The following is a 21,451-nucleotide window of genomic DNA, read 5'->3' as shown; positions in this document are numbered from 1 at the left end:
GATCAGCCCCGGGTCAGCTTCTTGTAGGTGGCGCGGTGCGGACGCGCGGCGTCCGGGCCGAGCCGCTCGATCTTGTTCTTCTCGTACGACTCGAAGTTGCCCTCGAACCAGAACCACTTGGACTCGCCCTCGTAGGCGAGGATGTGCGTGGCGATGCGGTCGAGGAACCACCGGTCGTGGGAGACGACCACGGCGCAACCGGGGAACTCCAGCAGCGCGTTCTCCAGGCTGGAGAGGGTCTCGACGTCCAGGTCGTTGGTCGGCTCGTCGAGGAGCAGCAGGTTGCCGCCCTGCTTGAGGGTGAGCGCGAGGTTCAGGCGGTTGCGCTCACCGCCGGAGAGCACCCCGGCCGGCTTCTGCTGGTCCGGGCCCTTGAACCCGAAGGCGGAGACGTACGCGCGCGAGGGCATCTCGACCTGGCCCACGTTGATGTAGTCCAGCTCGTCGGAGACGACCGCCCACAGCGTCTTCTTGGGGTCGATGTTCTCGCGGCTCTGGTCGACGTAGGAGATCTTGACGGTGTCGCCGACCTTGATGGAACCGGAGTCGGGCTCCTCGAACCCCTGGATCATCTTGAAGAGGGTCGTCTTGCCGGCGCCGTTCGGGCCGATGATGCCGACGATGCCGTTGCGCGGCAGCGTGAAGCTGAGGTCGTCGATGAGCAGCTTCTCGCCGAAGCCCTTGGTGAGGTTGTTGACCTCGACGACGACGTTGCCCAGGCGCGGGCCCGGCGGGATCTGGATCTCCTCGAAGTCCAGCTTCCGCATCTTGTCGGCCTCGGCGGCCATCTCCTCGTAGCGGGCCAGGCGCGCCTTGGACTTGGCCTGCCGCCCCTTGGCGTTCGACCGCACCCAGTCGAGCTCTTCCTTGAGGCGCTTCTGCCGCTTGGCGTCCTTCTGGCCCTCGACCTTGAGGCGGGCGGCCTTGGTCTCCAGGTACTTCGAGTAGTTGCCCTCGTAGGGGTAGAGGCGGCCGCGGTCGACCTCGCAGATCCACTCGGCGACGTTGTCGAGGAAGTACCGGTCGTGGGTGACCGCGACGACGGTGCCCGGGTACTTGGCCAGGTGCTGCTCCAGCCAGTTCACGGACTCGGCGTCGAGGTGGTTGGTGGGCTCGTCGAGCAGCAGCAGGTCGGGCTGCTCCAGCAGCAGCTTGCACAGCGCGACACGGCGGCGCTCACCGCCGGACAGGTTGGTGACGGGCCAGTCGCCGGCCGGGCAGCCCAGGGCGTCCATGGCCTGCTCGAGCTGGGCGTCGAGGTCCCAGGCATTGGCGTGGTCGAGGTCCTCCTGGAGCTTGCCCATCTCGTTCATGAGCTCGTCGGTGTACTCGGTCGCCATCTGCTCGGCGATCTCGTTGAACCGGTCGAGCTTGCCCTTGATCCCGGCGACACCCTCCTGGACGTTCTCCAGGACGGTCTTCTCCTCGTTCAGAGGGGGCTCCTGGAGCAGGATGCCGACCGTGTAGCCGGGCGTGAGGAAGGCGTCACCGTTGGACGGCTGCTCGATCCCGGCCATGATCTTCAGGATGGTCGACTTGCCGGCGCCGTTCGGGCCGACGACGCCGATCTTCGCTCCCGGGTAGAAGCTGGTCGTCACGTCGTCGAGGATCACCTTGTCGCCGTGCGCCTTACGCGCCTTGCGCATGGTGTAAATGAACTCAGCCAAGAGAAACCGTCCGGCAGCTTGAATACGGCAGTGGGCAGATACACCCCATCTTGCCGTACCGCCAGCCCTGGGTGGAAACGCGTATGTGGTGAGGGCTGTGACCTGGGGGTTCGTGGTGGACGGCTTGGACTCGCCTGTCACTGTCGGTCGCCGTTGGTCGGCCTCGGGCACCCTCGCACGGCCCGGGAACGGCCCAGGGATGATCTCAATGGCAGCGTTGTGCGGGGTTGGGCCACCGTCGCGACGTGTAGGGCAGGGCTGACCGCCCTCACCGCATGACTGACGTGGACGCGCCGAAGCGCCGCCGCAGTCCGCCCGCGAAGCCTGTGCCTACCGGTTGATCGGGATCTCGTAGACGATCTCGCAGTGAGCGGCGGGCACGACGATGTCCGCTGTCTCGACGGGGCGCCCCTGGTCGCTGTAGTAGGTCCGCCGGATGTGCGTGACGAGTGCGGCCTTCTGGATGCCCAGAAGAGAGGCCTCCTCGGCGGTCGCCTGGCGCGGTTCCGGCTGCTCCACGGCGTGGCTGACGGTGACACCGATCGCGGCCATGCGGTTCACGACACCGGCCCCGGCGTGCGGGCCTCCCTCGGGGAGGACGACGAGTGTGCCGGCTGTGAGGTCGTACGGCTCCCAACTCGTCGACAGCTGCACCGGCCTGCCGTCGGCCAGGAACTCGTACGACGTCCTGACGCACAGGTCGCCCTCGGCAATGCCGAGCCGGGCCGCGATGTCGGCCGGGGCGGGGATCTTGGCGTCAGTCCGGCTCTCCCAATCTCCTTGCCTGCCCACGGCCTTCATGTCCGCCCGGAAGGGCGATCCGCTGGGCTGCTCGCGCGCAGATGACCGGACGACCCGTACTCGCTGCCGGGGCTCGGCGACGTAGGTCCCCGATCCAGCGCGGCCTTCCAGCACGCCCTGGGAGATCAGCAGCTCCTGCGCCCGGCGAACCACGTTCTCGCCAACGCCGCACTCCTGGCCGATCTGGGCGCGGGAGGGCAGTCGATCCCCCGGCTCCCACACGTGCTCCGCGATCCGCCGCCGGAGTTCGTCGGCGATGCGGAGGTAGGGCGGCTGCTCAGGCATATGGAAAATCTAGTCCACTAGCTCTAATTTAGTTAACTAGCTTTACTCAAAGTGATCGCCGGTGACGGAGGCTGCCCTGTGCCCGCTTCGGGAGTTCGCGCGGCAGCCATCGCTGCCCGGCTGTCCGACCTCGGGCTTCCCGCGCGCTTGGAAGAGCACGACCGGCACACGTCGGTCGAGGCGGAGGTACCGGAATCACTCACCGCCGACTTATGGCGGGAGGTCCTGGAAGCGGTGGCTGAGGCCGATCAATTCGGGCTTCTCGCCACTAGCCTGAATGGCCGCACCCTCTGGGCGGTCGTACGCAAAACGGTCCCCACGACGGGCGATGTCGGGGGACCGAGCCATCAGCGATAGGAGCTGACCAGCGTGCTCAACCGTATCCGCCGTGCCGCCTCGCTCACCAGAGCGCGGTACTTCCCCATGGGCAGGCACCGCCGCCCCTTACGGCCGTCCCGGCCGACACCCGCCCCCGCTTCCGCTGCATCCGCTGACGAGCCGACGGCCGTCCTGGGCCAGGACCTCGACAGGGCGAGTTGCTGGCAGCCGCTCAGGGGCGAGGACACCGCACTCGTCCGTCCCTACGTACTGGCGCACGAAGAACGCGCACGACGGCACCCGACGGTCGTCATCGCTCCGCGGATGCCGACCGACGCCTGGACGACACTCCTGGGGGTCCACTGATGCCCTCCCAGCGGCAGACTCTTGGCCCGGACGCCTCGGCCATCTCGTACCGCTCGACCGCTTGCCAGATCGGCACGCACCCCGCCTGCGCGGAGTCGTCTCCGGAATCAGCGCCGGTCGACCTGCCCTTGATCTACGAGGCGTGCGAATGCGTGTGCCACCACTCGGCACCGGGTCAGTCCGGGCCCGGGATTAAGACTGTGAGCGACTCGGCATCCACCGGCACGCCGGCACCGAACGTCGAGATCACCGAGAGGCGCACGCAGGGATGACGACACAGGACGAACTCAGACTTCTCCCGTGGGCGGGGCCGGACGGCAAATCGTGCTACCTGAGCACCGATGACCAAGGCGGCTACGTGTCCCGCCTGGCGGACCACATCGAGGCCTTCCAACTCGGGATGGCGTCCCAACTGCTGGAGCACTCAAGCCAGGTACTCGACGACGAGACCGAAGACCTAGAGGAGCTCCATCTTCTCGCCGCCAAGTTGACCAGCGCTTTGCGGGACGTGCTGCGAGTAGCGACCAGCCGAGGACGAGGCCCCGTCGCGCGTGCACGCCCCTGAGCGGCACTTAACTGCTGCACAGCCACAACTGATCATCGGCGGCCGTGACCTGCGGCCGTCGAATCGATCAACGTCCTGACCTGCTGCTGAGCTGTCGGCAGCTGTCGACGTTGGTCATCGTTGAGCGCCCTTCCACGGCCCTAGGACGGCCCGGGAGGGCGCTCGTGCGTGAGCACCGCATTAGGAGTTCGATCGGGAGCTGGCCCGGGCGGCGTGGCCTGGCACCACTGCGACCGGACAGGAGTGCTCCTGTACACCTCCGTCCGCCGTCGTTGATGTCCACCGTGGATGTCAGGCTCCTCTGATTCGTACCTCTATCGGGATCGGTCGCTGGCCCGGCCGCTTGGCACGCCTATAGGGCTGGCGGCTGCGAGCGGGAGACCTCGAACCCCTCACGGCTGGAGAAGTCTTCGACGCCTACTGCACCGACATCGACTCCGGCGACCCCATCTCACCGGAATACGACGTCGGGCAAATCCGGTACGGGTTGCGAGGCTTTGACCCGTACCGTAGGCCCACAAAAGTCCAGGTCAAGGACGGCGAACCGGCCACACCCTGCCGAATACTGCACTACAGTCCTTTAGCAGACAGTCCTTTTTCGGACAGTCTCTATCGAGGCTATTGACTGCGACCCACCCCCTCGCCCAAGATCATTACACAAACTCCCAATGGGGGAGTTAGGGGAGGAATACCGTGAAGATATCTGGTAGATCGGTCGTTCTCGGCTTTGCGAGCGCCGCACTCGCATTATTTAGCTTCGCTACGCCGGCTGCCGCAGACGCCTCTCAGGCTGTCACCGTTACGGCGAACGGTACTGTCGTCGCCGCAGATGGTTCCAAGGTCGGCCAGGTCACCTTCCACAAGCAGGGTGACGGGACGAAGCCGCCCGCAGAGCTGGGTAACCCCTCAGAATGGGCTGCGGTGGTGATCGAGATGGACGATTCGACCGTTACGCCGAAGGCCTGTATTGGTGCCAGTGGCGGAAACTGGTGCTATGGCTACGACCTGACCAGCGACGGTAAGTACTGCTACTCGAACTACTATCACCGCACTAAGGACCACCATTCCACGGCCAAGATTGCCGGGGCCTCGAATAAGGCTTACGCGTTCGCTGGCCAAACCTCCTACGCCAACCGGACGGCGGGCGCTGCCTACACCTGCGAAGCCTTCTACGGTCTTTCTGAGTAGATGTCTGATCCCCGCATCCTGCGGCGACCCTTTCGGTAGGTGGGGTAGGTTGATGGGCCGCTCGGGTCTGTTCCGTTGCCCGCGCAGTCTCCGAGTGGCGCCACCTCCTACTTTGAGTTAATCACGGAACAGGGAAGAAGAAATCGCACACTTTCCGCGCACTCGTGTTGCGCCGCTCGCAGTGCCCCTCGGGGTCGGTTTTCTACTTGGACTAGCTGGTCCCCTTACCGAAAAATGGGACAATCCCATTTGCGCCCCTCTGAATGTTGCTTTTTCCGATGGATGGTCGTGGGTCTGTTACGCATTCTTGGTAGGGTATTTCGGCCGATCCAAAATCGAGTCAGCCTTGCTGTCCTCTTTGGGGTTGGCTATCGGCGTGGTCGCATACTATCTATTCAAAGGCCTGAGCCCCACCACCCCGGCCGGACTGGAATCTGGTGCCACCGGCGAGGTAAATTACTCTGGTATACTTGCATGGGGAATAGCAGCTTTCGCCCTTGGGGCACCCGTCGGGCTCTTGGGCAACCTGGCGCGAATTCCAAGTGTTGGCGGTCTCCCATTCCGGCTGGTTGTTCCACTCGTAGCACTTTTCGAGACCTCCATGCAGCTGGCTGCAGAGGCGGATGGGCAACGTGCGGTCGTTGGAATTACTTGGAATGTGATTCGGTTCATCGCGGGTGCTGTTGCTTTGGCTCTAATAATTCACACGATCCGGAGTTGGTGGAACTCTCGGCGTACTCGTTCCGCGGAGTCGGATGAGCGCCGCACCAGAAGGGACATTTCGCCCTTGTGACCTTCTGAAGCCCAGCCTCGATCCGTCAGCTGGGGCCAGTCGTTGATCGACCCGGGGGATCGCCCGTGTCTCCCGGGGTAGTGCGGTCCTCTCCTCTTCGGTTCTCGGGGCGGGGGTCGGTCGGTCAGGTGATGGCTGGGAGAGCGGGCAGCCGCCACCAGGCGGTGGTGAAGGCGTCGGCCCAGGGCTTAGTGAGCGATCAAGCAAGCGAGACCCACTGGTTCTTCATCCTGCAGAACCACAAATGCGCGAAGAGTTCCTCATCCGGAGGTGACGTCAAAGTGACCATGAAGTCTCCGGGTTCGCATGGCACAGCGGGTTCACCACTGCCAGTAGCGGGCATCGTGCCCTTTTCCGGGTGTTGACGGTGCCGGCCTCGGCTTGGGTGTCGTGCTCGCGCATCCACGTTATGCAGACCTGCCGTCCGCGAACTGCCCGGTGTTGCACCGGACCGGACGGTGGCCGGACCTCTGATCAGCGTCTCCGACGGCACCTCCCGGGCCCGGTGACACCACCCCCCCAGGTCATGCCTTCGACAGGGGGCAACAGTCACGCCGGGCCCAGAGGCCAGCGGCCCCGTTGCGGAGCCGCGGACAACATAACGGGGCTCCTGGTCACGCTTCGGTCGCGCTCAGCGAGCACATGGAGTGATTCCCGCCCGTCGAAGTGACGTTGCCCTGGCTGACCCCGACCGGCCCCAAGGTCACGCACCGGCTCGTCTTCACGAGCGGCATCGGCGCAGCCATCTGGAGCCAGGCCTTCAACGACCAGGCTTGGAAGCCCGCGCTCCCAGCCGCCGGCATCATCCCGACCCCCGAGAAAGGCCAGCGCTACGCCGCCGCCCGCGAACACGGCATGCACGCCCTGCGGCACTTCTACGCCTCGGTCCTCCTGGACGCCGGGGAGAGCATTAAGGCCCTGAGCCTCTACCTCGGCCACAGCGATCCGGGCTTCACTCTCCGCGTCTACACGCACCTGATGCCGTCCAGTGAGACCCGCACCCGGAAAGCCATCTCCGCGATGTACCGGGCAGCCGGTCACGCTCATGACGGCCCGGAGACGCCCGACGGCCCAGAGACGGCCCAGGCCGCCTGACACGGCCCCTCATCGGCAGGGAAACCGCTGGTGAGGGGCCTTTTTATGCCCTCTCGCGGTAAGTAACACCCCATCTTGCCGTACCGCCAGCCCTGGGTGGAAACGCGTTTGGTCAGAGGCCTCTGACCTGGGGTTTCTTGGTTGGTGGCGGAGGCTCGCCGGCCAGTGCCGGTCGCCGTCGGCGGTCGGGGGCGCCTCGCACGGCCCGGAGACGGCCCGGCCCGAGGGCCCCGGACCTCACCGCGCGCGCGTGGCGGCTGATCGTGATGCACTGGATTCATGGGAGGTGCGTCATGTCAGGTCGCGCTGGAAAGACCCGCAACATATTCCTTGTTTGGCTGGTCTGGCCGCTGATCACGCTGGGCATCTACCATCTGGTCTGGTATTACAAGGTGAATCGCGAAGCCCAGGATTTCGATCACCGGATCGAAGTCAATCCGGTGGTGGCGCTTCTGGCTCTGGCTGTGGGCTGGTTGCTGATCATTCCCCCCTTCGTATCGGTCTACAACACCGGCCTGCGCATTGCCCGCATGCAGGAGTCGGCCGGGATGCAGCGGACCTGCAATCCCTGGATAGGCCTCATCCTTTTCATCGTGGCCGGGCTGTACCCGCTCTACTACCAGCACGAGTTGAACCAGATCTGGGCTCACTACCAGGTGCCCGAAGAGGGTGAGCAGGTGCCGCTTGCGGCCTGACGTGGGGACCGCGTAGCGTGGCGATCTTCGCTCGGCGGAAGCCGTATCCGGATGAGCACAACTGCGCATGCCACTGGGGGAGCCCCGAGGAGCTTTCCCTTGTGAAGACCCCGGATGTGGAACTGGAGCCGGATCTTCTGCGCCGTACCTGGCAGGCCATCGACTGGACCGATCACGCTGCCGTGCCGCGCCGCATACTGCCGCAGTTCGCAAGGGTCCTGGTCGCCGGTCGCGCGGAGCCGCTGTTCGGGCTGGAAGAGGCCGGATACTCGTGCGCTCGCGGCCGCTGGCAGCAATGGCCCGACGAACAAGCCGATTCGGTACGCGAGTTCCCGCATGCCTGGTGGGTGCAGAGCCTCACCGACCCGGATGCGGTCGTCCCGGCACACCAGGTCTTCGTGATGTGCGCCGAGGCGTCCGGAACGCTCGGTCCTTGGTTCGGCACGCTCTGCCGTGGAGCGTCGGCTGGTACGAGCACGACGAGGAGGAACTGCGTGACGAACTGGTCGCCTGGCTCCTCGGCCACGCCGCGACGCGGCTCCGCGAGGCGGGCGCACCGGCGGATCTGCGGCACCGGATACGGCTGCTCGGACTCACCGGTGAGGAGCGCTGGACGGATCCGCACTGGCCCGGCTACCGCTGACCGAAGGGTGGCCGGGTGCGGACGGATGTTGAGAAGATCCCGGCATGCAGTTCGATGATCCCGCCGGCTTGGGCCGCGTATGTTCACAACGGCTCGGTGAGAAGGCCGGTCGGCAGTTCGCCGCGATGGCCCGGCGTGGCTTTCGGCTGGTGCGCTCGACGGGAGATGTCCAGGCCACCGGTCGGTGCCGGCTCGGTGGGCCCGCCCTCCTCGAACCGGAGGCCGTCTGGCCCGAACACAGCGGGGTTCCCTTGTCCCTGCATGCCGTACTGGACACCGATGCGCTCGCCTCGTGGCTGGGCGATGAACTGCCCGTACGGCCTGGTCTGCTCAACTTCTTCTATCTCGATCCGGACGTGCCGTACGAGGAGTACCGCAAGCTGGACCTGTACGGATCCGGGGTGTGGCGCGTGATTCCCGCCGACCCGGCACGGGCCGTCGAGGCGACGGCGCCCGAACCCGCGCGACGCTACCCGGCCACGCCCGTCCACGCGGCTGAGGTGACCATGCTCCCGGACTGCTGGGACGTCGAGGACACGGACCTGGAGTTCGACAGGGAGCAGCACTGGGGAGCGGCATCGCTCATCCTCGGCGAGATGGGAGATCTCGACGGGAACACCGCCGGCGGTCACTGCGCCTTCGGCTGGCCGGACACCTCGCACACGCTCCAGGTGTCGTCCCGCGACGACGACGGCCCGGCCGTCCATCTGCTCCAGCTCGCCGAGGACAGTGAACTCGGATGGGGCTGGGGGGACGCCGGGACCATGTACTTCACGATCCCGGTCAGGGCACTCGCGACCGGCGACTTCCGCGAGGCAGTGGCACAGGTCCTGTGCGGTTGACAGGTCCGAGCCCGCCGGAAACGGCCCCTCATCGGCAAGGAAACGGCTGGTGAGGGGCGTTTTCATGCCCTCTGCGGGCGAGTGATGGGGTCAGTGCCGGTCGCCGTTGAGGGGCTCCGGGGCTGTCGGGCCGTCGTCCTCTGGGAAGTCCGGGGCCTGGAAGGGGTTCGTGGCGGGAGGCGGCGAGGCCGTGGCCGTGCTGCGGGGTGCCCCTTCCGGGGCGGAGAAGAGCGAGGTCAGATCGATGAGAGGTCTCCTTCTGGTGCCAAGCCCCGGGAGGGACCTGGTGTGCCGTGACCGGGCACAGCGGTGTCAGAGCTTGGTCATCTTGGCGTACGGGCTCAGGATCCGATGCTGGGCCGAGCCGAAATCCACGAGGACCGCGATTCCGTCCTCGATGCCGATGACCCGGCCGAGGCCGTACATGTCGTGGGTGACCTGGTCGCCCACAGCGAAGTGCTTGGGAGCTGGAATGACCGGGGCCCTGAAAGGGCTGGTGGGCAGATGGCGCTTCGGTGCAGCAGGCTTAGTCATTGCCCCTAGTATGCGCCCTCGCGTGTTCGGGCGTCTTCGTCTGTCCGTCTCCGCTGTCCCGCAGGGCCCGGGCCGGGCTCGTGGGCGGGCCTGGTTCACGCCCCGAAGTGCGCCCGCAACCGCTCCTGCGCCCCCTCCCCGGCTCCCGCTTCGTCCAGACCCAGCAGCGCCGCCCCGAGGACCGGGGCGGCCGTGACGACCTGCGGGGTCGCCTTGGGCGCTCGGCCGGACAGCACCTCGGTGATCCTGCCGTTCAGCTGCGCGTGCCGGGCGGCCAGGACCCCGCCGCCCAGGAGGACGGGCGTCGGCTCGTCCAGCAGGTCCAGGCGGGTCAGCGCCACCACGGCCAGCGCGACCACCTCGTCCGCCTGCCGTTCGACGATCGCGCGGGCGACCGGGTCGCCGCCCGCCGCCGTGGCGAAGAGGACCGGCGTCAGCTCGTGACGCCGGGATGGTTCCACGGCGCCCAGGTGCAGGGCCTCGATGAGCGCGTACATGGACGGCAGACCGAAGTGGGCGGGGAGGGCGTGCGCCAGGGCCGTGGGGCGCCCACGGCCGTCCTCCGCGCGCGCCGCGTGCCACAGGGCCTCCTCCGCCAGGCCCCAGCCGCCGCCCCAGTCGCCCGAGACCCTGCCGAGTGCCGGGAAGCGGGCCGTGCGGCCGTCGGGGCGCATACCGACGCAGTTGATGCCGGCGCCACAGACGACCGCGACACCCCGGGGTTCCGTCACACCGGCCCGGAGGATGGCGAACGTGTCGTTGCGGACCGTCACCGTCGTGCCCCAGCCGCGTGCGTGCAGCGCTGCCGCCAACTGGTCCTCCTCGACCGGGAAGTCGGCGTTGGCGAGGCAGGCCGAGACATGGTCGACGGAGGGGAGCCCGGCGGTGGAGAGGGCCTGGCCGACCGTGTGGGCGAGAGTGATCATCGCCGTGTCCAGGCCCACCGCGGGCGGACGGAAGCCGTCGCCGCGTGCCGTGGCCAGGACCTCGCCGTCCGCCGTCACGACCGCGACGTCCGTCTTGCTGTTGCCGGCGTCGATGGCGAGGACACGTGCGATCAGGCCCACGCGAGGTGCTCCCGGTTGTGTGCGATCAGTCGGTCGGTGAGCGTCTCGGCGTACTCGTACTGGCCGATGAGGGGGTGCGAGAGGAGGGCCCGGAAGACGCGGGTCCGGCCGCCGTGCACAGCCGCCTCCAGGGCCAGGTCCTCGTAGGCCGCCACGTTCGCCATCAGGCCCGCGCAGAGGGGGTCCACGGACGGGACCGGGAGGGGGGAGGCGCCCTGCGGGCCCACCGCCGCCGGTACCTCGATCACCGCGTCGTCGGGTAGGAACGGGAGCGTGCCCCGGTTGTACGTGTTCACCACCTGGTAGGGCGTGCCGCCGCCCCCCAGCAGGGCCGCCGCCAGGTCCACCGCCGCCTCCGAGTAGTACGCGCCGCCCCGCTTGGCGAGCAGGGCCGGCTTCTCGTCCAGGGACGGGTCGGCGTACAGGGTGAGCAACTCGCGTTCCATGGCGGCCACTTCGGCCGCGCGGGAGGGCTTCGCCTGGAGTTCTCGTACGACCTCGTCGTGAGCGTAGTAGTAGCGCAGGTAGTACGACGGGACCACGCCCAGGCGGTCGAGGAGCGGGCGGGGCAGGCGCAGGTCCGCCGCGATCGTGTCGCCGAAGTCGGTCAGCAGTTTGGGCAGGACGTCCTCGCCTTCCGGGCCGCCGAGGCGTACTCCCGTCTCCCAGGTGAGGTGGTTGAGGCCGATGTGGTCCAGGTGGACCTCCGGGGGCTCCACGCCCAGCAGGCCCGCGAACTTGCGCTGGAGGCCGATCGCCACGTTGCACAGGCCCACCGCCCTGTGGCCCGCTTGGAGCAGGGCGCGGGTCACGATGCCGACCGGGTTCGTGAAGTCGATGATCCAGGCGTGCGGGTTCGTGCGGCGGACCCGGTCCGCGATGTCCAGGACCACCGGGACCGTGCGCAGGGCCTTCGCCAGGCCCCCGGCGCCGGTCGTCTCCTGGCCCACGCAGCCGCACTCCAGGGGCCAGGTCTCGTCCTGTTCCCGGGCCGCCTGGCCGCCCACGCGGAGTTGCAGGAGCACCGCGTCCGCGCCGTCGACCGCCCGGTCGACGTCGGTCGTGGTGGTGACGCGGCCGGGGTGGCCCTGGCGGGCGAGGATGCGGCGGGCGAGGCCGCCCACCAGGTCCAGACGGTCCTGCGCCGGGTCCATCAGGACCAGTTCCCCGACGGGCAGGGTGTCCCTCAGGCGGGCGAAGCCGTCCACGAGTTCGGGGGTGTAGGTCGAGCCTGCGCCGACCACGGTGAGTTTCATGTGTCTAACCCTTTACTCCTGTGAGCGTGACTCCCTCTACGAACGCCTTCTGGGCGAAGAAGAACACGAGGATCACGGGGGCCATCACCAGCACGGTGGCGGCCATGGTGAGGTTCCAGTCGGTGTGGTGGGCGCCCTTGAACGACTCCAGGCCGTAGGAGAGGGTCCACGCGCCCGGGCTTTCCGAGGCGTAGATCTGGGGTCCGAAGTAGTCGTTCCACGCGTAGAAGAACTGGAAGAGGGCCACTGCGGCGATGCCCGGTTTCGCCATCGGGAGCACGACCCTGAGCAGCGTGCGCAGCTCGCCGCAGCCGTCCACCCTGGCCGCGTCCAGGTACTCGTCGGGGATCGTGGTGAGGAACTGGCGCAGCAGGAAGATCGAGAACGCGTCGCCGAACGCCATGGGGATGATCAGCGGCCAGAGCGTGCCGGAGAGGTCCAGCTGCTTCGCCCAGAACAGGTACATCGGGATGATGATCACCTGGGGCGGCAGCATCATCATCGAGATGACCAGCATCAGGGCGAGGTTGCGGCCCGGGAAGCGGAACTTCGCGAGGGCGTAGGCCACCGGGATCGAGGAGACCACCGTGAGCGCCGTGCCCAGGACCGCGTAGAACAGGGTGTTCCGCCACCAGGTGAGGAAGCCGGGGGTGTCGAAGACCCTGCGGTAGTTGTCCCATTCCCAGGTGTGCGGGATCAGGTCGCGGCTGAGCGCCTGGCTGTCGCTCATGAGCGAGGTGAGGAAGACGAAGAGGAAGGGGAGGGTGAAGAAGAGGGCCGCCGCGACGCCCAGGGAGTGGATCGCGATCCATTCGAGGAACGCCCTGCGGTGGGCCGTGCGTTCGGCGGGAGCGGGGGCTGCCGTCAACTCCAGTGGTTTGTCCAGTAGTTGGGTCATCGGTCACCTGTCTGGATCAGACCGCCCCGGCGGCGCATCAGGAGTGCGGTGAAGGCCATGGAGAGGGCGAAGAGGACCAGGGCGACCACGCAGGCGGAGCCGTAGTCGAAGCGCTGGAAGCCCAGGTTGTAGACGAGTTGGGGGAGGGTGAGGGTCGACTTGTCCGGGTAGCCGGGCTCGAACTGGGTGCCCGCGCCCTGGATCACGCCCGAGGCGACCTTCCCGGCGATCAGCGGCTGTGTGTAGTACTGCATGGTCTGGATCACGCCGGTGACGACGGCGAACATGACGATCGGGGAGATGTTCGGCAGCGTGACGTACCGGAAGCGCTGCCAGGGTGTCGCGCCGTCCAGTTCGGCCGCCTCGTACTGCTCCTTCGGTACGTCGAGCAGCGCGGCCATGAAGATGACCATCAGGTCGCCGATGCCCCACAGGGCCAGCAGGGTGAGGGCCGGCTTCGACCAGGCGGGGTCGTTGAACCAGCCGGGGGCGGGGAGCCCGGCCTTCTCCAGGAGGGAGTCGACCGGGCCCGTGCCGGGGTTGAGGAGGAAGGCGAAGGCCATGGTGGCCGCCACGGGCGGGGCCAGGTACGGCAGGTAGAAGAGGGTGCGGAAGACACCCGTAGCCGTCTTGATCTTGGTGATCAGCAGGCCCACGCCCAGGCCGAAGGCGACCCGGAGCGTGACCATGACGAGGACCAGCCACAGGGTGTTGCGCAGGGCGGGCCAGAAGAGCGGGTAGTGCGTGAAGACGTACGTCCAGTTCTTCGTGCCGGACCACACCGGAGGCTTGAAGCCGTCGTAGTGCATGAAGGAGAAGTAGACGGTGGAGAGCAGGGGGTAGGCGAAGAAGACCGTGAAGCCGATCAGCCAGGGGGAGAGGAAGGCGAGGGTGCGCAGCGTCGAGCGGCGGTGTTTCGCGCGCAGTGTGCAGGTGCCCGTGATGGTCATGGCCTACTTCGCCTGCGCGATGTCCGTGTCGATCTGCCGGGCCGTCTTCTTCAGGCCGGCCTTGAGGTCGGTGGCCTTGCCGCTCTCGTAGTCGTAGCCGAACTCCTGGATCGTGGTGAGGTAGACGCCGCCGTTGACGGAGGCGGGGGCCGTGGTGGAGTCCGGGTTGGCGGCGATGTCCAGGAAGGTCTTGAAGCGCGGGTCGTACTTCAGCTTCGGGGACTTCAGGGCCGCGAGCGTCGAGGGCACGTTGTGGATGGCGTTGGAGAAGTTCACCACCGCGTCCGTGTCGGTGGTCATGTACTTCACCAGCTCCCAGGCCGCGTTCTGCTTGGTGCTGGTCGCCGCGATACCGGCGATGGTGCCGGTGATGTAGCCCTTGCCGTACTGGTCGGCCTGGTCGTCGGGGACGGGCAGCGGGGCGACGCCGATCTCGAACGTGGGCTTGGCGTCCATGGCCATGCCCAGGCGCCACTCGCCGTCGAGCTGCATGGCGACCTGGCCGGTGTGGAAGGGGTGCTTGGGGCCCCACTCGTCGCCGAGCCCGGAGCGGTAGGTCTCCAGCTTGCGGTAGCCGCCGAGTGCGTCGACCAGCTTCTTCTGGACCGTGAAGGCCTGGGCGAAAGCCGGGTCCTTGGCGACGTTCGACTTGCCGTCCTTGTCGAAGTACGTGGGGGAGAACTGGCCGAGGTAGTGCTCGGTGGTGGTCTCCCAGCCGTGGTAGTCCGGCATGAAGCCGAGCTGCTTGTAGGAGTCGCCCTGGGGGATCGTCAGCTTCTTGGCGACCTTCTCGAACTCGGACCAGGTCTTCGGAGGGCCGGCGATGCCGGCCTTCTCGAACGCCGTCTTGTCGTAGTAGAGGCCGTACGCGTCGCCGAGGAGGGGGACCGCGCAGCGGTTGCCCTGGAACTGGGTGTACTCGTTCATCGCCTTCGGGAAGGTCTTCTGCGGGTCGATGCCCGACTTCTCGAAGAACGGGTTGAGGTCCACCAGGGCACCGGAGGAGCAGAACCGCCCGACGCTGTTCGTGGTGAAGGACGAGATCACGTCCGGGGCCTTGCCGCCGCCGGTGCGCAGGGCCTGGTTGATCTTGTCGTCGGTCATGTTGCCGACGACGTTCACATGGATGGTGGGGTGCGTCTTCTCGAAGCCGGCGACCAGGTCCTTGACGGCCTTCACCTCGGACGGCGCGCTCCAGGCGTGCCAGAAGTTGAGGGTCGTCTCCTTGGAGACGTCGTCGGAGGCACCGGAGTCCGCCTGGCCCGTACAGGCCGTGGCGAGGAGGGCGAGGGAGGCGGAGACGGCGAGGGCGATGGCCGCTTTTCTGGATATTCCGGGCATGGCGGAGCTCCCTGAGGTACGGGGGAAGGGGAGGGAAATACCGGAGGGGGGTGGAGTCAGCGGGAGGTGTCGAAGACCTCGTCGCGCGTGGTCGCGAGCGCGCTCTCCAGCGCGCCGCGCAGCACGGGGTGTTCACGGACGTCGCCCACGACCAGGCGCGGGCGGGACGCGGCCAGCTCCTCCAGCTCGGCCTGGACGAGGGCGCGCAGCGTCTCGCCGCCCGAGGTGAGGGACGCGCCGCTCAACACGACGAGCTCGGGGTCGAGGACCGAGACCAGCGAGGCCAGACCGGTGGCCAGCCGGGTCGCGTAGGTCCGCAGGAGGTGGCGGTGCGGTTCGTCGCCGGTCTTTGCGGCCCGGGCCACCAGGTGTGCGGCGGCCTCGGTGTACGGGCCCGCGGGGATGTCCTCGATGCCGAGTTCGCGGGCCAGCCGGGGGACGGCCTGGGAGCCGGCCAGCTCCTGGTAGCCGCCGCTGTTGGCCTTGGTGACCTGGCGGACCAGGGGCGCGCCCGGCACCGGCAGGAAGCCGACCTCGCCGGCGCCGCCGGTCCAGCCGCGGTGCAGCCGGCCGCCCAGCACCAGGGCGGCGCCCAGGCCCTCCTGGTTCCACAGCAGCACGAAGTCCGCGTGGTCCCGGGCCGCGCCGAGGCGCTGTTCGGCGAGCGCGACCAGGTTGACGTCGTTCTCGTACTCGAACGGCATCGGCAGGGCGGCGGCGAGCTCCTCCAGCAGGGTGGGGGAGTGCCAGCCGGGGAGGTGGGAGGCGTAGCGCAGGCGGCCCGTGGTGGGGTCGAAGGCGCCGGGTGTGCCGATGACGAGCCGGTGGATGTCGCCCCGGGCCAGGCCCGCCGCCTTCACCGCGCCGTCCAGGGCGTCGGTGACCTGCTGGACGACGGGGATGCCGGTGCGCCTGCCGGGGGTGGGCAGCTCGTGGCGGCCGACCGTGCGGCCGGTGATGTCGGCGACCGCGGCGAGGATCCGCTGGGGGGTGACGTCGAGTCCGGCGGCGTACCCGGCCGCCGGATTGACCTCGTACAGCTGGGCGTTCGGCCCCGGCCGGCCCTCGGTGGTGCCGGTGGCCAGGACGAGGCCCGCGGCCTCCAGGCGGGCCAGGAGCTGGGAGGCGGTCGGCTTGGACAGGCCGGTGAGCTTGCCGATCCGGGTGCGGGACAGCTGCCCGTGCTCCAGCAGCAGGTCCAGGGCGGCCCGGTCGTTCATGGCGCGCAGGACGCGCGGGGTGCCCGGCGTGCCGGCGGTTCCTGCCATGCGTGTCCACACCTGCCCTTCGGCTGCTCAGTTTTTCAGTGATCAGGCGGGGAAGTCCATCGGCCGACCTGCGCCCGATCACTGTTAGGAAAGTTTCCTATCGATGGGGAGGAAGGTAAGCCCGGCGCCGCGCGGGCGTCAAGAGGGGAGGTTCAGGCAACGCGGTCGTTGCCCGGGCACGCGAAAGGGCGGCACCCGGAAGGCCCGGGTGCCGCCCTCTTCGTTGCGGTGAGGCGGTTACTTCGTGGTGCTCGTCGGCGGTGTGACGGGCGTGAGCGGGGACGCCGCCGCCGACTGCGGGGACGACGAGTTCGCGTACACCGACGGGGGCGCCGTCCCCGCCGTCGGATCGGCGGGCGCTTCCTGCGCGGGGGCCGTGGCGCCGCCGACGATCCGGATGTCCGCCGCGTCGAACGCCCGCTTGACGCGCCAGCGCAGCTCGCGCTCCACGGTCAGGGACTTGCCGGGCATGGTCTTGGCGGAGATGCGCACGACCATGGAGTCCAGCAGCACGCTGTCCAGGCCGAGGACCTCGATCGGGCCCCACAGCAGCTCGTTCCAGGGCTCCTCGGCGCTCATCTTCTCGGCGACCTCGTCCAGGGTGGCCTTCACCTTGTCCAGGTCCTCGCCGGCGTGGACGGTGACATCGACGTTGGCCGTCGCCCAGCCCTGCGAGAGGTTGCCGATCCGCTTGACCTCGCCGTTGCGGACGTACCAGATCTCGCCGCCGTCGCCGCGCAGCTTGGTCACGCGCAGACCCACCTCGATCACCTCGCCGGAGGCGACCCCCGCGTCGATGGTGTCGCCGACGCCGTACTGGTCCTCCAGGATCATGAAGACGCCGGAGAGGAAGTCGGTGACCAGGTTGCGAGCGCCGAAGCCGATCGCGACACCGGCGACACCGGCCGAGGCCAGCAACGGGGCCAGGTTGATCTGGAAGGTGCCCAGGACCATCAGCGCGGCCGTGCCCATGATCAGGAACGACGCCACCGAGCGCAGCACCGAGCCGATGGCCTGCGAGCGCTGCCGGCGGCGCTCGACGTTGACCAGCAGCCCGCCGAGCCCGGAGCCGTCCACGGACTGGCCGGTCCGGTTCATGCGGTCTATCAGCTTGGTGATCGCGCGCCGGACGACGACCCTCAGCACCGCCGCTATCACCACGATCAGCAGCACCCGCAGGCCGATCGCGAGCCACGTCGACCAGTTCTGCTCGACCCAGCCGGCGGCGTTCGTCGCCTTCTCCTGGGCGTCCTGGAGCGAGGGGACTCTCGGGGTCTGTGTGTCCGAGGGAGTCGGCGACGGCGACGGGCCGGCGGCAAGCAGGACGGCGTCCGCGAAGGACAAGGACACGGCAGGTACCTCCAGGTGCAGCGGTCTGCCTCGGCGCGGCGGTTCAGGGGGGGGCAAGGTCACGACTGGGTCACCGAAGGGGCAGAACCACCACACTAACGGGGCATTGTGTGTGCTCCCGCGGGATGTGTGAAGGAGAGACCGTGCTCACCTGGGCTTGAACCGGCCATGGTCCTGGGGATGAATGAGATGTGGTCGAAAACACTCCCAGCCCGTTACGGGGACATGGTGGCGCTTTCACCAGGCATGAGGGGAGACTGGCTACGAATCGTCCCGGCGCGAGCCACGCGCCGCCGGCGTCCAAGGAGGCATCCGTGCCGCACGTCCTGGTCCTCAACGCGTCGTACGAGCCGCTAGGTGTCGTACCGCTCCGCCGCGCGCTCGTCCTCGTCCTCGAGAACAAGGCCGTCTGCCTCGAGGAGTCCGGCGCCTATCTGCACAGCGCGACCGTCACAGTCCCCGCACCCAGCGTGGTCCGGCTCAAGCGATTCGTCCGGGTTCCCTATCGGGGGCCCGTTCCTCTGACCCGCCGGGCACTGTTCGCCCGTGACGGGGGCCGGTGCATGTACTGCGGTGGCGTCGCAACCAGCGTCGACCACGTCATCCCGCGCAGCCGCGGGGGCAAGCACGTCTGGGACAACGTGGTGGCGTCCTGCCGCCGCTGCAACCACGTGAAGGCCGACCGTCACCTCTTCGAGATCGGCTGGCGGCTGCGCCACAAACCCGCTCCGCCCTCCGGCCTGGCCTGGCGCATCATCGGGACCGGCCATAGGGACCCGCGCTGGCTGCCGTACTTGCAGCCGTACGGCGCGGACGACGCCATGGCCCGGATCGACGGCATTTCCGCCTGACGAGGATCCGGGCCTTCGTATTGCCGCGTATGCCGCGTACGGCCGACCGGCCCGGGGAACCCCCGTTCCCCCCGGGCGGGCCTGTCGCGAGGAGGGCGCCTACGCGTACCGCAGTTCCCCCGGGCGTAGCGACCGGCGTAGCAGCGGCAGTGAGGTGGCCGCGGCCAGCAGGCAGGCGGCGTAGACGGCGACCGGCACCAGGGTGATCGCCCAGGGCACCGGCCGGCCGAGCAGCAGGGCGTACCACGTGCCGATGGCCGTCCCGCCCAGGCCCGACAGCAGCATGGCGGGGGCGAGCGGCAGCGCGGTCTCCAGCAGCAGGGCCCGGCCGAGCACCGGGCGCGGCACTCCGGCGGCGGCCTGCGCGGCCAGGCCCCGGCGGCGGGTGGCCAGGGACTCGGCGGTGCCCACGGCGAGGCCGGACAGGGTGATCGCGAAGGCGATGGCGATGGCGGCGCCGGTGAGGTCGAGGCCGGTGGTGTAGTAGGACGCGGGTGCGGAGAAACGCTGGGTGCGCACCACATCGCTCAGCACCTGCCGGATCCCCAGGAAGCCGGTGCCCGCGACCGTCACCAGCAGCACCGCCGCGTGCGTGCGGGCGGCCGACCAGGGGTCGTCGCGCAGCCGTTCCGCCGCGATCAGCGTCGCCGCCGACCGGGCCCGGACCGCGAGGATCCGCCCGGTCGCCCTCGCGGTGGCCCCGGAGAGCCACACCGCGCCCGCCCCGACCGCGAGGACCGCGCCCGTCATCGTCAGCGGCAGCCCGCCGCTGGGCCGGTCGGAGGCCGCCGAGGACGTCGTGCCCACGGTCAGCAGCGCCAGCAGCCCGACGAGCAGGATCCCGGTCAGGAACAGCAGCCCGGGCCCCCGCCCGCCGCGCGGCCCGACCCGGCGCACCCAGCCGAGCGGGGAGGCCACGACCCGGCGCAGCGCCAGTGCGCCCGCCGCCGCGCCCAGCACCGGTACGGCCACGGCGACCAGGGCGATCCCCGCCCAGGCCAGGGCGGTCGGCCGGTCCCACAGGCGCAGCAGCAGCGGCACCGCGCTGAGCGTCGCGACCGCCGAGCCCAGCAGACAGGCCGGCCCGGTCTCCAGCGCGGCGATCCGCCGCACCTGCCAGGGCGTCGCCCCGGCCAGCCGCAGCCCGGCCAGCCGCCGGTCGCGGTGCACGGCGCCGATCCGGGCGCACTGACCGAGGAACCCCAGCACGGGCACCAGCAGAAGCAGCAGGCCGACGATCACCCCGGACCGCGTGCCGGGCTCGTCCAGCAGGCCCGCGGCGACGGGCACCCGGTAGCTGCCCCGCAGCGCGCCCAGGGCGACGGCGGCCAGCGCGAACGCCGTCGCGAGGGCAGCGCCCGTCGCCGTCAGCGTCACCCGCCACCACTCCCCGCGATCCGAACCACGGGTGAGCTCCCAGGCGAGACGCAGATCGGCGCGCAGAGCCCTCATGCCGTCACCCCCAGCGGCGCCACGGCGCCGTCCCGCAGCTGGACTTCCCGGTCCGCGTACGCCGCCACCTGGGCGTCGTGGGTGATCAGCAGGACCGCCGTGCCCGACTCGCGGGCCGTGTGGACCAGGGCCGTCATGACCTGCTCGGAAGAGAGCGAGTCCAGGGCCCCCGTCGGCTCGTCGGCGAAGACCACCTTCGGGCCGGTGACCAGGGCCCGGGCCAGCGCGGTCCGCTGGGCCTGGCCGCCGCTCATCTCGCCCGGCCGCAGGTCCCGCTGCCCGCGCACGCCGAACCGCTCCAGCCACTCACCGGCCAGGGTCCGGGCCCGGGCGCGGCCGGTGCCCGCCAGCAGCAGCGGCAGGGCGACGTTGTCCAGGGCCGTCAGCTCGGGGATGAGCTGCCCGAACTGGAACACCACGCCGAACTCGGTCCGCCGCAGCTCGCTCAGCCGCTTCTCCGGCAGGTCCGCCAGCCGCCGGCCGTCGTACGTCACCGAGCCCTCGTCCGGCCGGACGATCCCGGCCAGGCAGTGCAGCAGCGTCGACTTCCCGCTGCCGCTCGCGCCGGTCACGGCGAGGATCTCCCCGGCGTGCAGCTCGACCGACGCGCCGCGCAGGGCGGGCGTCCTGCCGTGCGCCTTGGTGAGACCACTGGCCGTGAGAAGAGGCACGGGTCTGTTCATGCTGCGTCGACCTCCGCGGTCAGGGTGGTGAGCCGGGCCGCCGTGGTGTTCACCCAGCGGAGGTCGGCGTCGAGGTGGTTGAGGGCGTAGTCCGCCGAGAGCACGGTCGCCAGGTCCGCGCCCTTCGCGGCCTTGAGGGCCGTGAGCTCCCGCATCCGCTCCATGTGGGCGGCGCGCTGGGCGCTCAGGTACACGGCCGGGTCATCGCCCGAGAGGATCGCGACGACGACCTTGGCGAAGATCTCGTTCGCCACGAAGGGCGCGGGCGGCGTGATCTCCCCGGCCCACCGGGACAGTTCGCGTGTCCCCTCGTCCGTGGCGCGGTACATCGTCCGCTCCGGGCCGCCGTCCGAGTCGGTGCCCTCGATCTCGGCGAGGCCGTCCCGGACGAGGCGCTGCAGGGTCGTGTAGACCTGCCCGTAGGCCAGCGGGCGGGCCTGCGGGAAGCGTTCGTCATGGCGTCGCTTGAGGTCGTAGCCGTGGCTCGGACCCGCGGCGAGCAGGCCCAGCAGGATGTGACGGGTGCTCATGCCGGGCATTATG

The 21,451-nt window shown here is 69.0% G+C and carries 21 protein-coding genes and 1 pseudogene; 9 read left to right on the top strand and 13 right to left on the bottom strand.

Annotated elements, in window-relative coordinates; all coding sequences use genetic code 11:
* Window positions 1-2: 2 nt before the first annotated feature.
* Both ettA and ACFZDA_RS07210 read right to left on the bottom strand, forming a co-directional pair.
* Window positions 3-1,667, bottom strand: a complete 1,665-nt coding sequence (ettA, locus tag ACFZDA_RS07215; RefSeq protein WP_391076147.1) for an energy-dependent translational throttle protein EttA — start codon at window positions 1,665-1,667, stop codon at window positions 3-5.
* A 330-nt stretch (window positions 1,668-1,997) separates the two neighbouring features.
* Complete coding sequence (locus ACFZDA_RS07210) at window positions 1,998-2,753, bottom strand: UTRA domain-containing protein (protein ID WP_391076144.1); 756 nt, start codon at window positions 2,751-2,753, stop codon at window positions 1,998-2,000.
* A gap of 78 nt (window positions 2,754-2,831) precedes the next feature.
* On the opposite strand from ACFZDA_RS07210, the gene ACFZDA_RS07205 reads away from it, so the two are divergent.
* From ACFZDA_RS07205 to ACFZDA_RS07170, 8 genes and pseudogenes are all read left to right on the top strand, one after another.
* Complete coding sequence (locus tag ACFZDA_RS07205; RefSeq protein WP_391076804.1) at window positions 2,832-3,110, top strand: hypothetical protein; 279 nt, start codon at window positions 2,832-2,834, stop codon at window positions 3,108-3,110.
* Window positions 3,111-3,122: 12 nt separating this feature from the next.
* Window positions 3,123-3,437: a hypothetical protein gene (locus ACFZDA_RS07200; protein WP_391076141.1), complete on the top strand. Its 315-nt coding sequence runs from the start codon at window positions 3,123-3,125 to the stop codon at window positions 3,435-3,437.
* Window positions 3,438-3,705: 268 nt separating this feature from the next.
* A complete protein-coding gene (locus ACFZDA_RS07195) occupies window positions 3,706-4,002 on the top strand; it encodes a hypothetical protein (RefSeq protein ID WP_391076138.1) in 297 nt (98 codons plus the stop codon).
* A gap of 693 nt (window positions 4,003-4,695) precedes the next feature.
* Window positions 4,696-5,190, top strand: a complete 495-nt coding sequence (locus ACFZDA_RS07190; RefSeq protein WP_391076135.1) for a lactococcin 972 family bacteriocin — start codon at window positions 4,696-4,698, stop codon at window positions 5,188-5,190.
* Between the two features lie 1,414 nt (window positions 5,191-6,604).
* Window positions 6,605-7,078: pseudogene (locus tag ACFZDA_RS07185) on the top strand (site-specific integrase); the annotation flags it as partial.
* 293 nt (window positions 7,079-7,371) lie between these two features.
* Window positions 7,372-7,773, top strand: coding sequence for a DUF4234 domain-containing protein (locus ACFZDA_RS07180; protein ID WP_391076132.1), 402 nt, complete (start codon window positions 7,372-7,374; stop codon window positions 7,771-7,773).
* Window positions 7,774-8,206: 433 nt separating this feature from the next.
* On the top strand, window positions 8,207-8,416 hold the full coding sequence (locus tag ACFZDA_RS07175) for a hypothetical protein (RefSeq protein ID WP_391076129.1): 210 nt from the start codon (window positions 8,207-8,209) through the stop codon (window positions 8,414-8,416).
* Window positions 8,417-8,460: 44 nt separating this feature from the next.
* Entirely contained in the window at window positions 8,461-9,258 is a 798-nt protein-coding gene (locus tag ACFZDA_RS07170) for a DUF1963 domain-containing protein (RefSeq protein ID WP_391076126.1), read from the top strand.
* A gap of 312 nt (window positions 9,259-9,570) precedes the next feature.
* On the opposite strand, the gene ACFZDA_RS07165 is transcribed toward ACFZDA_RS07170, so the two are convergent.
* The 8 genes from ACFZDA_RS07165 to ACFZDA_RS07130 form a co-directional block, all read right to left on the bottom strand.
* Window positions 9,571-9,792, bottom strand: coding sequence for a hypothetical protein (locus ACFZDA_RS07165; RefSeq protein WP_029181646.1), 222 nt, complete (start codon window positions 9,790-9,792; stop codon window positions 9,571-9,573).
* A gap of 95 nt (window positions 9,793-9,887) precedes the next feature.
* Window positions 9,888-10,859 (bottom strand): BadF/BadG/BcrA/BcrD ATPase family protein, encoded by a 972-nt coding sequence (locus tag ACFZDA_RS07160; protein WP_391076123.1) that lies wholly within the window; start codon window positions 10,857-10,859, stop codon window positions 9,888-9,890.
* On the bottom strand, window positions 10,850-12,115 hold the full coding sequence (locus ACFZDA_RS07155; RefSeq protein WP_391076120.1) for a 6-phospho-beta-glucosidase: 1,266 nt from the start codon (window positions 12,113-12,115) through the stop codon (window positions 10,850-10,852). Before ACFZDA_RS07155 ends, ACFZDA_RS07160 begins: the two co-directional genes overlap by 10 nt.
* A 4-nt stretch (window positions 12,116-12,119) precedes the next feature.
* Window positions 12,120-13,013 carry an ABC transporter permease subunit gene (locus ACFZDA_RS07150; protein WP_391076117.1) on the bottom strand — a complete coding sequence of 298 codons (894 nt, stop codon included), beginning with the start codon at window positions 13,011-13,013 and terminating at the stop codon, window positions 12,120-12,122.
* Window positions 13,010-13,963 carry an ABC transporter permease subunit gene (locus ACFZDA_RS07145; RefSeq protein WP_391076114.1) on the bottom strand — a complete coding sequence of 318 codons (954 nt, stop codon included), beginning with the start codon at window positions 13,961-13,963 and terminating at the stop codon, window positions 13,010-13,012. The genes ACFZDA_RS07150 and ACFZDA_RS07145 overlap by 4 nt, the downstream gene beginning before the upstream one ends.
* Window positions 13,964-13,966: 3 nt before the next feature.
* The gene (locus tag ACFZDA_RS07140) at window positions 13,967-15,304 is read right to left on the bottom strand and encodes an extracellular solute-binding protein (protein WP_391076111.1); all 1,338 of its coding nucleotides are present in this window, start codon (window positions 15,302-15,304) and stop codon (window positions 13,967-13,969) included.
* Between the two features lie 56 nt (window positions 15,305-15,360).
* A complete protein-coding gene (locus tag ACFZDA_RS07135; RefSeq protein WP_391076108.1) occupies window positions 15,361-16,572 on the bottom strand; it encodes an ROK family protein in 1,212 nt (403 codons plus the stop codon).
* Between the two features lie 237 nt (window positions 16,573-16,809).
* On the bottom strand, window positions 16,810-17,922 hold the full coding sequence (locus ACFZDA_RS07130) for a mechanosensitive ion channel domain-containing protein (RefSeq protein ID WP_391076105.1): 1,113 nt from the start codon (window positions 17,920-17,922) through the stop codon (window positions 16,810-16,812).
* Between the two features lie 314 nt (window positions 17,923-18,236).
* On the opposite strand from ACFZDA_RS07130, the gene ACFZDA_RS07125 reads away from it, so the two are divergent.
* Entirely contained in the window at window positions 18,237-18,773 is a 537-nt protein-coding gene (locus ACFZDA_RS07125) for an HNH endonuclease (RefSeq protein WP_086560153.1), read from the top strand.
* 99 nt (window positions 18,774-18,872) lie between these two features.
* On the opposite strand, the gene ACFZDA_RS07120 is transcribed toward ACFZDA_RS07125, so the two are convergent.
* From ACFZDA_RS07120 to ACFZDA_RS07110, 3 genes are read right to left on the bottom strand one after another with little or no spacing between them, the layout of a single operon-like run.
* A complete protein-coding gene (locus tag ACFZDA_RS07120; RefSeq protein ID WP_391076102.1) occupies window positions 18,873-20,225 on the bottom strand; it encodes an FtsX-like permease family protein in 1,353 nt (450 codons plus the stop codon).
* Complete coding sequence (locus tag ACFZDA_RS07115) at window positions 20,222-20,908, bottom strand: ATP-binding cassette domain-containing protein (RefSeq protein WP_391076099.1); 687 nt, start codon at window positions 20,906-20,908, stop codon at window positions 20,222-20,224. Before ACFZDA_RS07115 ends, ACFZDA_RS07120 begins: the two co-directional genes overlap by 4 nt.
* Complete coding sequence (locus ACFZDA_RS07110) at window positions 20,905-21,438, bottom strand: helix-turn-helix transcriptional regulator (RefSeq protein ID WP_391076095.1); 534 nt, start codon at window positions 21,436-21,438, stop codon at window positions 20,905-20,907. The genes ACFZDA_RS07115 and ACFZDA_RS07110 overlap by 4 nt, the downstream gene beginning before the upstream one ends.
* Window positions 21,439-21,451 lie beyond the last annotated feature (13 nt).

Origin of the sequence: Streptomyces sp. NPDC007991, from assembly GCF_042958445.1 — a bacterium.
GTDB lineage: Bacteria > Actinomycetota > Actinomycetes > Streptomycetales > Streptomycetaceae > Streptomyces.
Note: the sequence above shows the minus strand (reverse complement) of the source record. Positions and strands in the feature narration are given on the sequence as shown.

Excerpts from the sequence above, each read along its gene's own strand:
- ACFZDA_RS07140 (WP_391076111.1), bottom strand. The coding sequence starts at position 15,304 with ATGCCCGGAATATCCAGAAAAGCGGCCATCGCCCTCGCCGTCTCCGCC.
- ACFZDA_RS07210 (WP_391076144.1), bottom strand. The coding sequence starts at position 2,753 with ATGCCTGAGCAGCCGCCCTACCTCCGCATCGCCGACGAACTCCGGCGG.
- ACFZDA_RS07195 (WP_391076138.1), top strand. The coding sequence starts at position 3,706 with ATGACGACACAGGACGAACTCAGACTTCTCCCGTGGGCGGGGCCGGAC.
- ACFZDA_RS07115 (WP_391076099.1), bottom strand. The coding sequence starts at position 20,908 with ATGAACAGACCCGTGCCTCTTCTCACGGCCAGTGGTCTCACCAAGGCG.
- ACFZDA_RS07120 (WP_391076102.1), bottom strand. The coding sequence starts at position 20,225 with ATGAGGGCTCTGCGCGCCGATCTGCGTCTCGCCTGGGAGCTCACCCGT.
- ACFZDA_RS07110 (WP_391076095.1), bottom strand. The coding sequence starts at position 21,438 with ATGAGCACCCGTCACATCCTGCTGGGCCTGCTCGCCGCGGGTCCGAGC.
- ACFZDA_RS07135 (WP_391076108.1), bottom strand. The coding sequence starts at position 16,572 with ATGGCAGGAACCGCCGGCACGCCGGGCACCCCGCGCGTCCTGCGCGCC.
- ACFZDA_RS07180 (WP_391076132.1), top strand. The coding sequence starts at position 7,372 with ATGTCAGGTCGCGCTGGAAAGACCCGCAACATATTCCTTGTTTGGCTG.
- ACFZDA_RS07170 (WP_391076126.1), top strand. The coding sequence starts at position 8,461 with ATGCAGTTCGATGATCCCGCCGGCTTGGGCCGCGTATGTTCACAACGG.
- ACFZDA_RS07145 (WP_391076114.1), bottom strand. The coding sequence starts at position 13,963 with ATGACCATCACGGGCACCTGCACACTGCGCGCGAAACACCGCCGCTCG.
- ACFZDA_RS07155 (WP_391076120.1), bottom strand. The coding sequence starts at position 12,115 with ATGAAACTCACCGTGGTCGGCGCAGGCTCGACCTACACCCCCGAACTC.
- ACFZDA_RS07150 (WP_391076117.1), bottom strand. The coding sequence starts at position 13,013 with ATGACCCAACTACTGGACAAACCACTGGAGTTGACGGCAGCCCCCGCT.
- ACFZDA_RS07165 (WP_029181646.1), bottom strand. The coding sequence starts at position 9,792 with ATGACTAAGCCTGCTGCACCGAAGCGCCATCTGCCCACCAGCCCTTTC.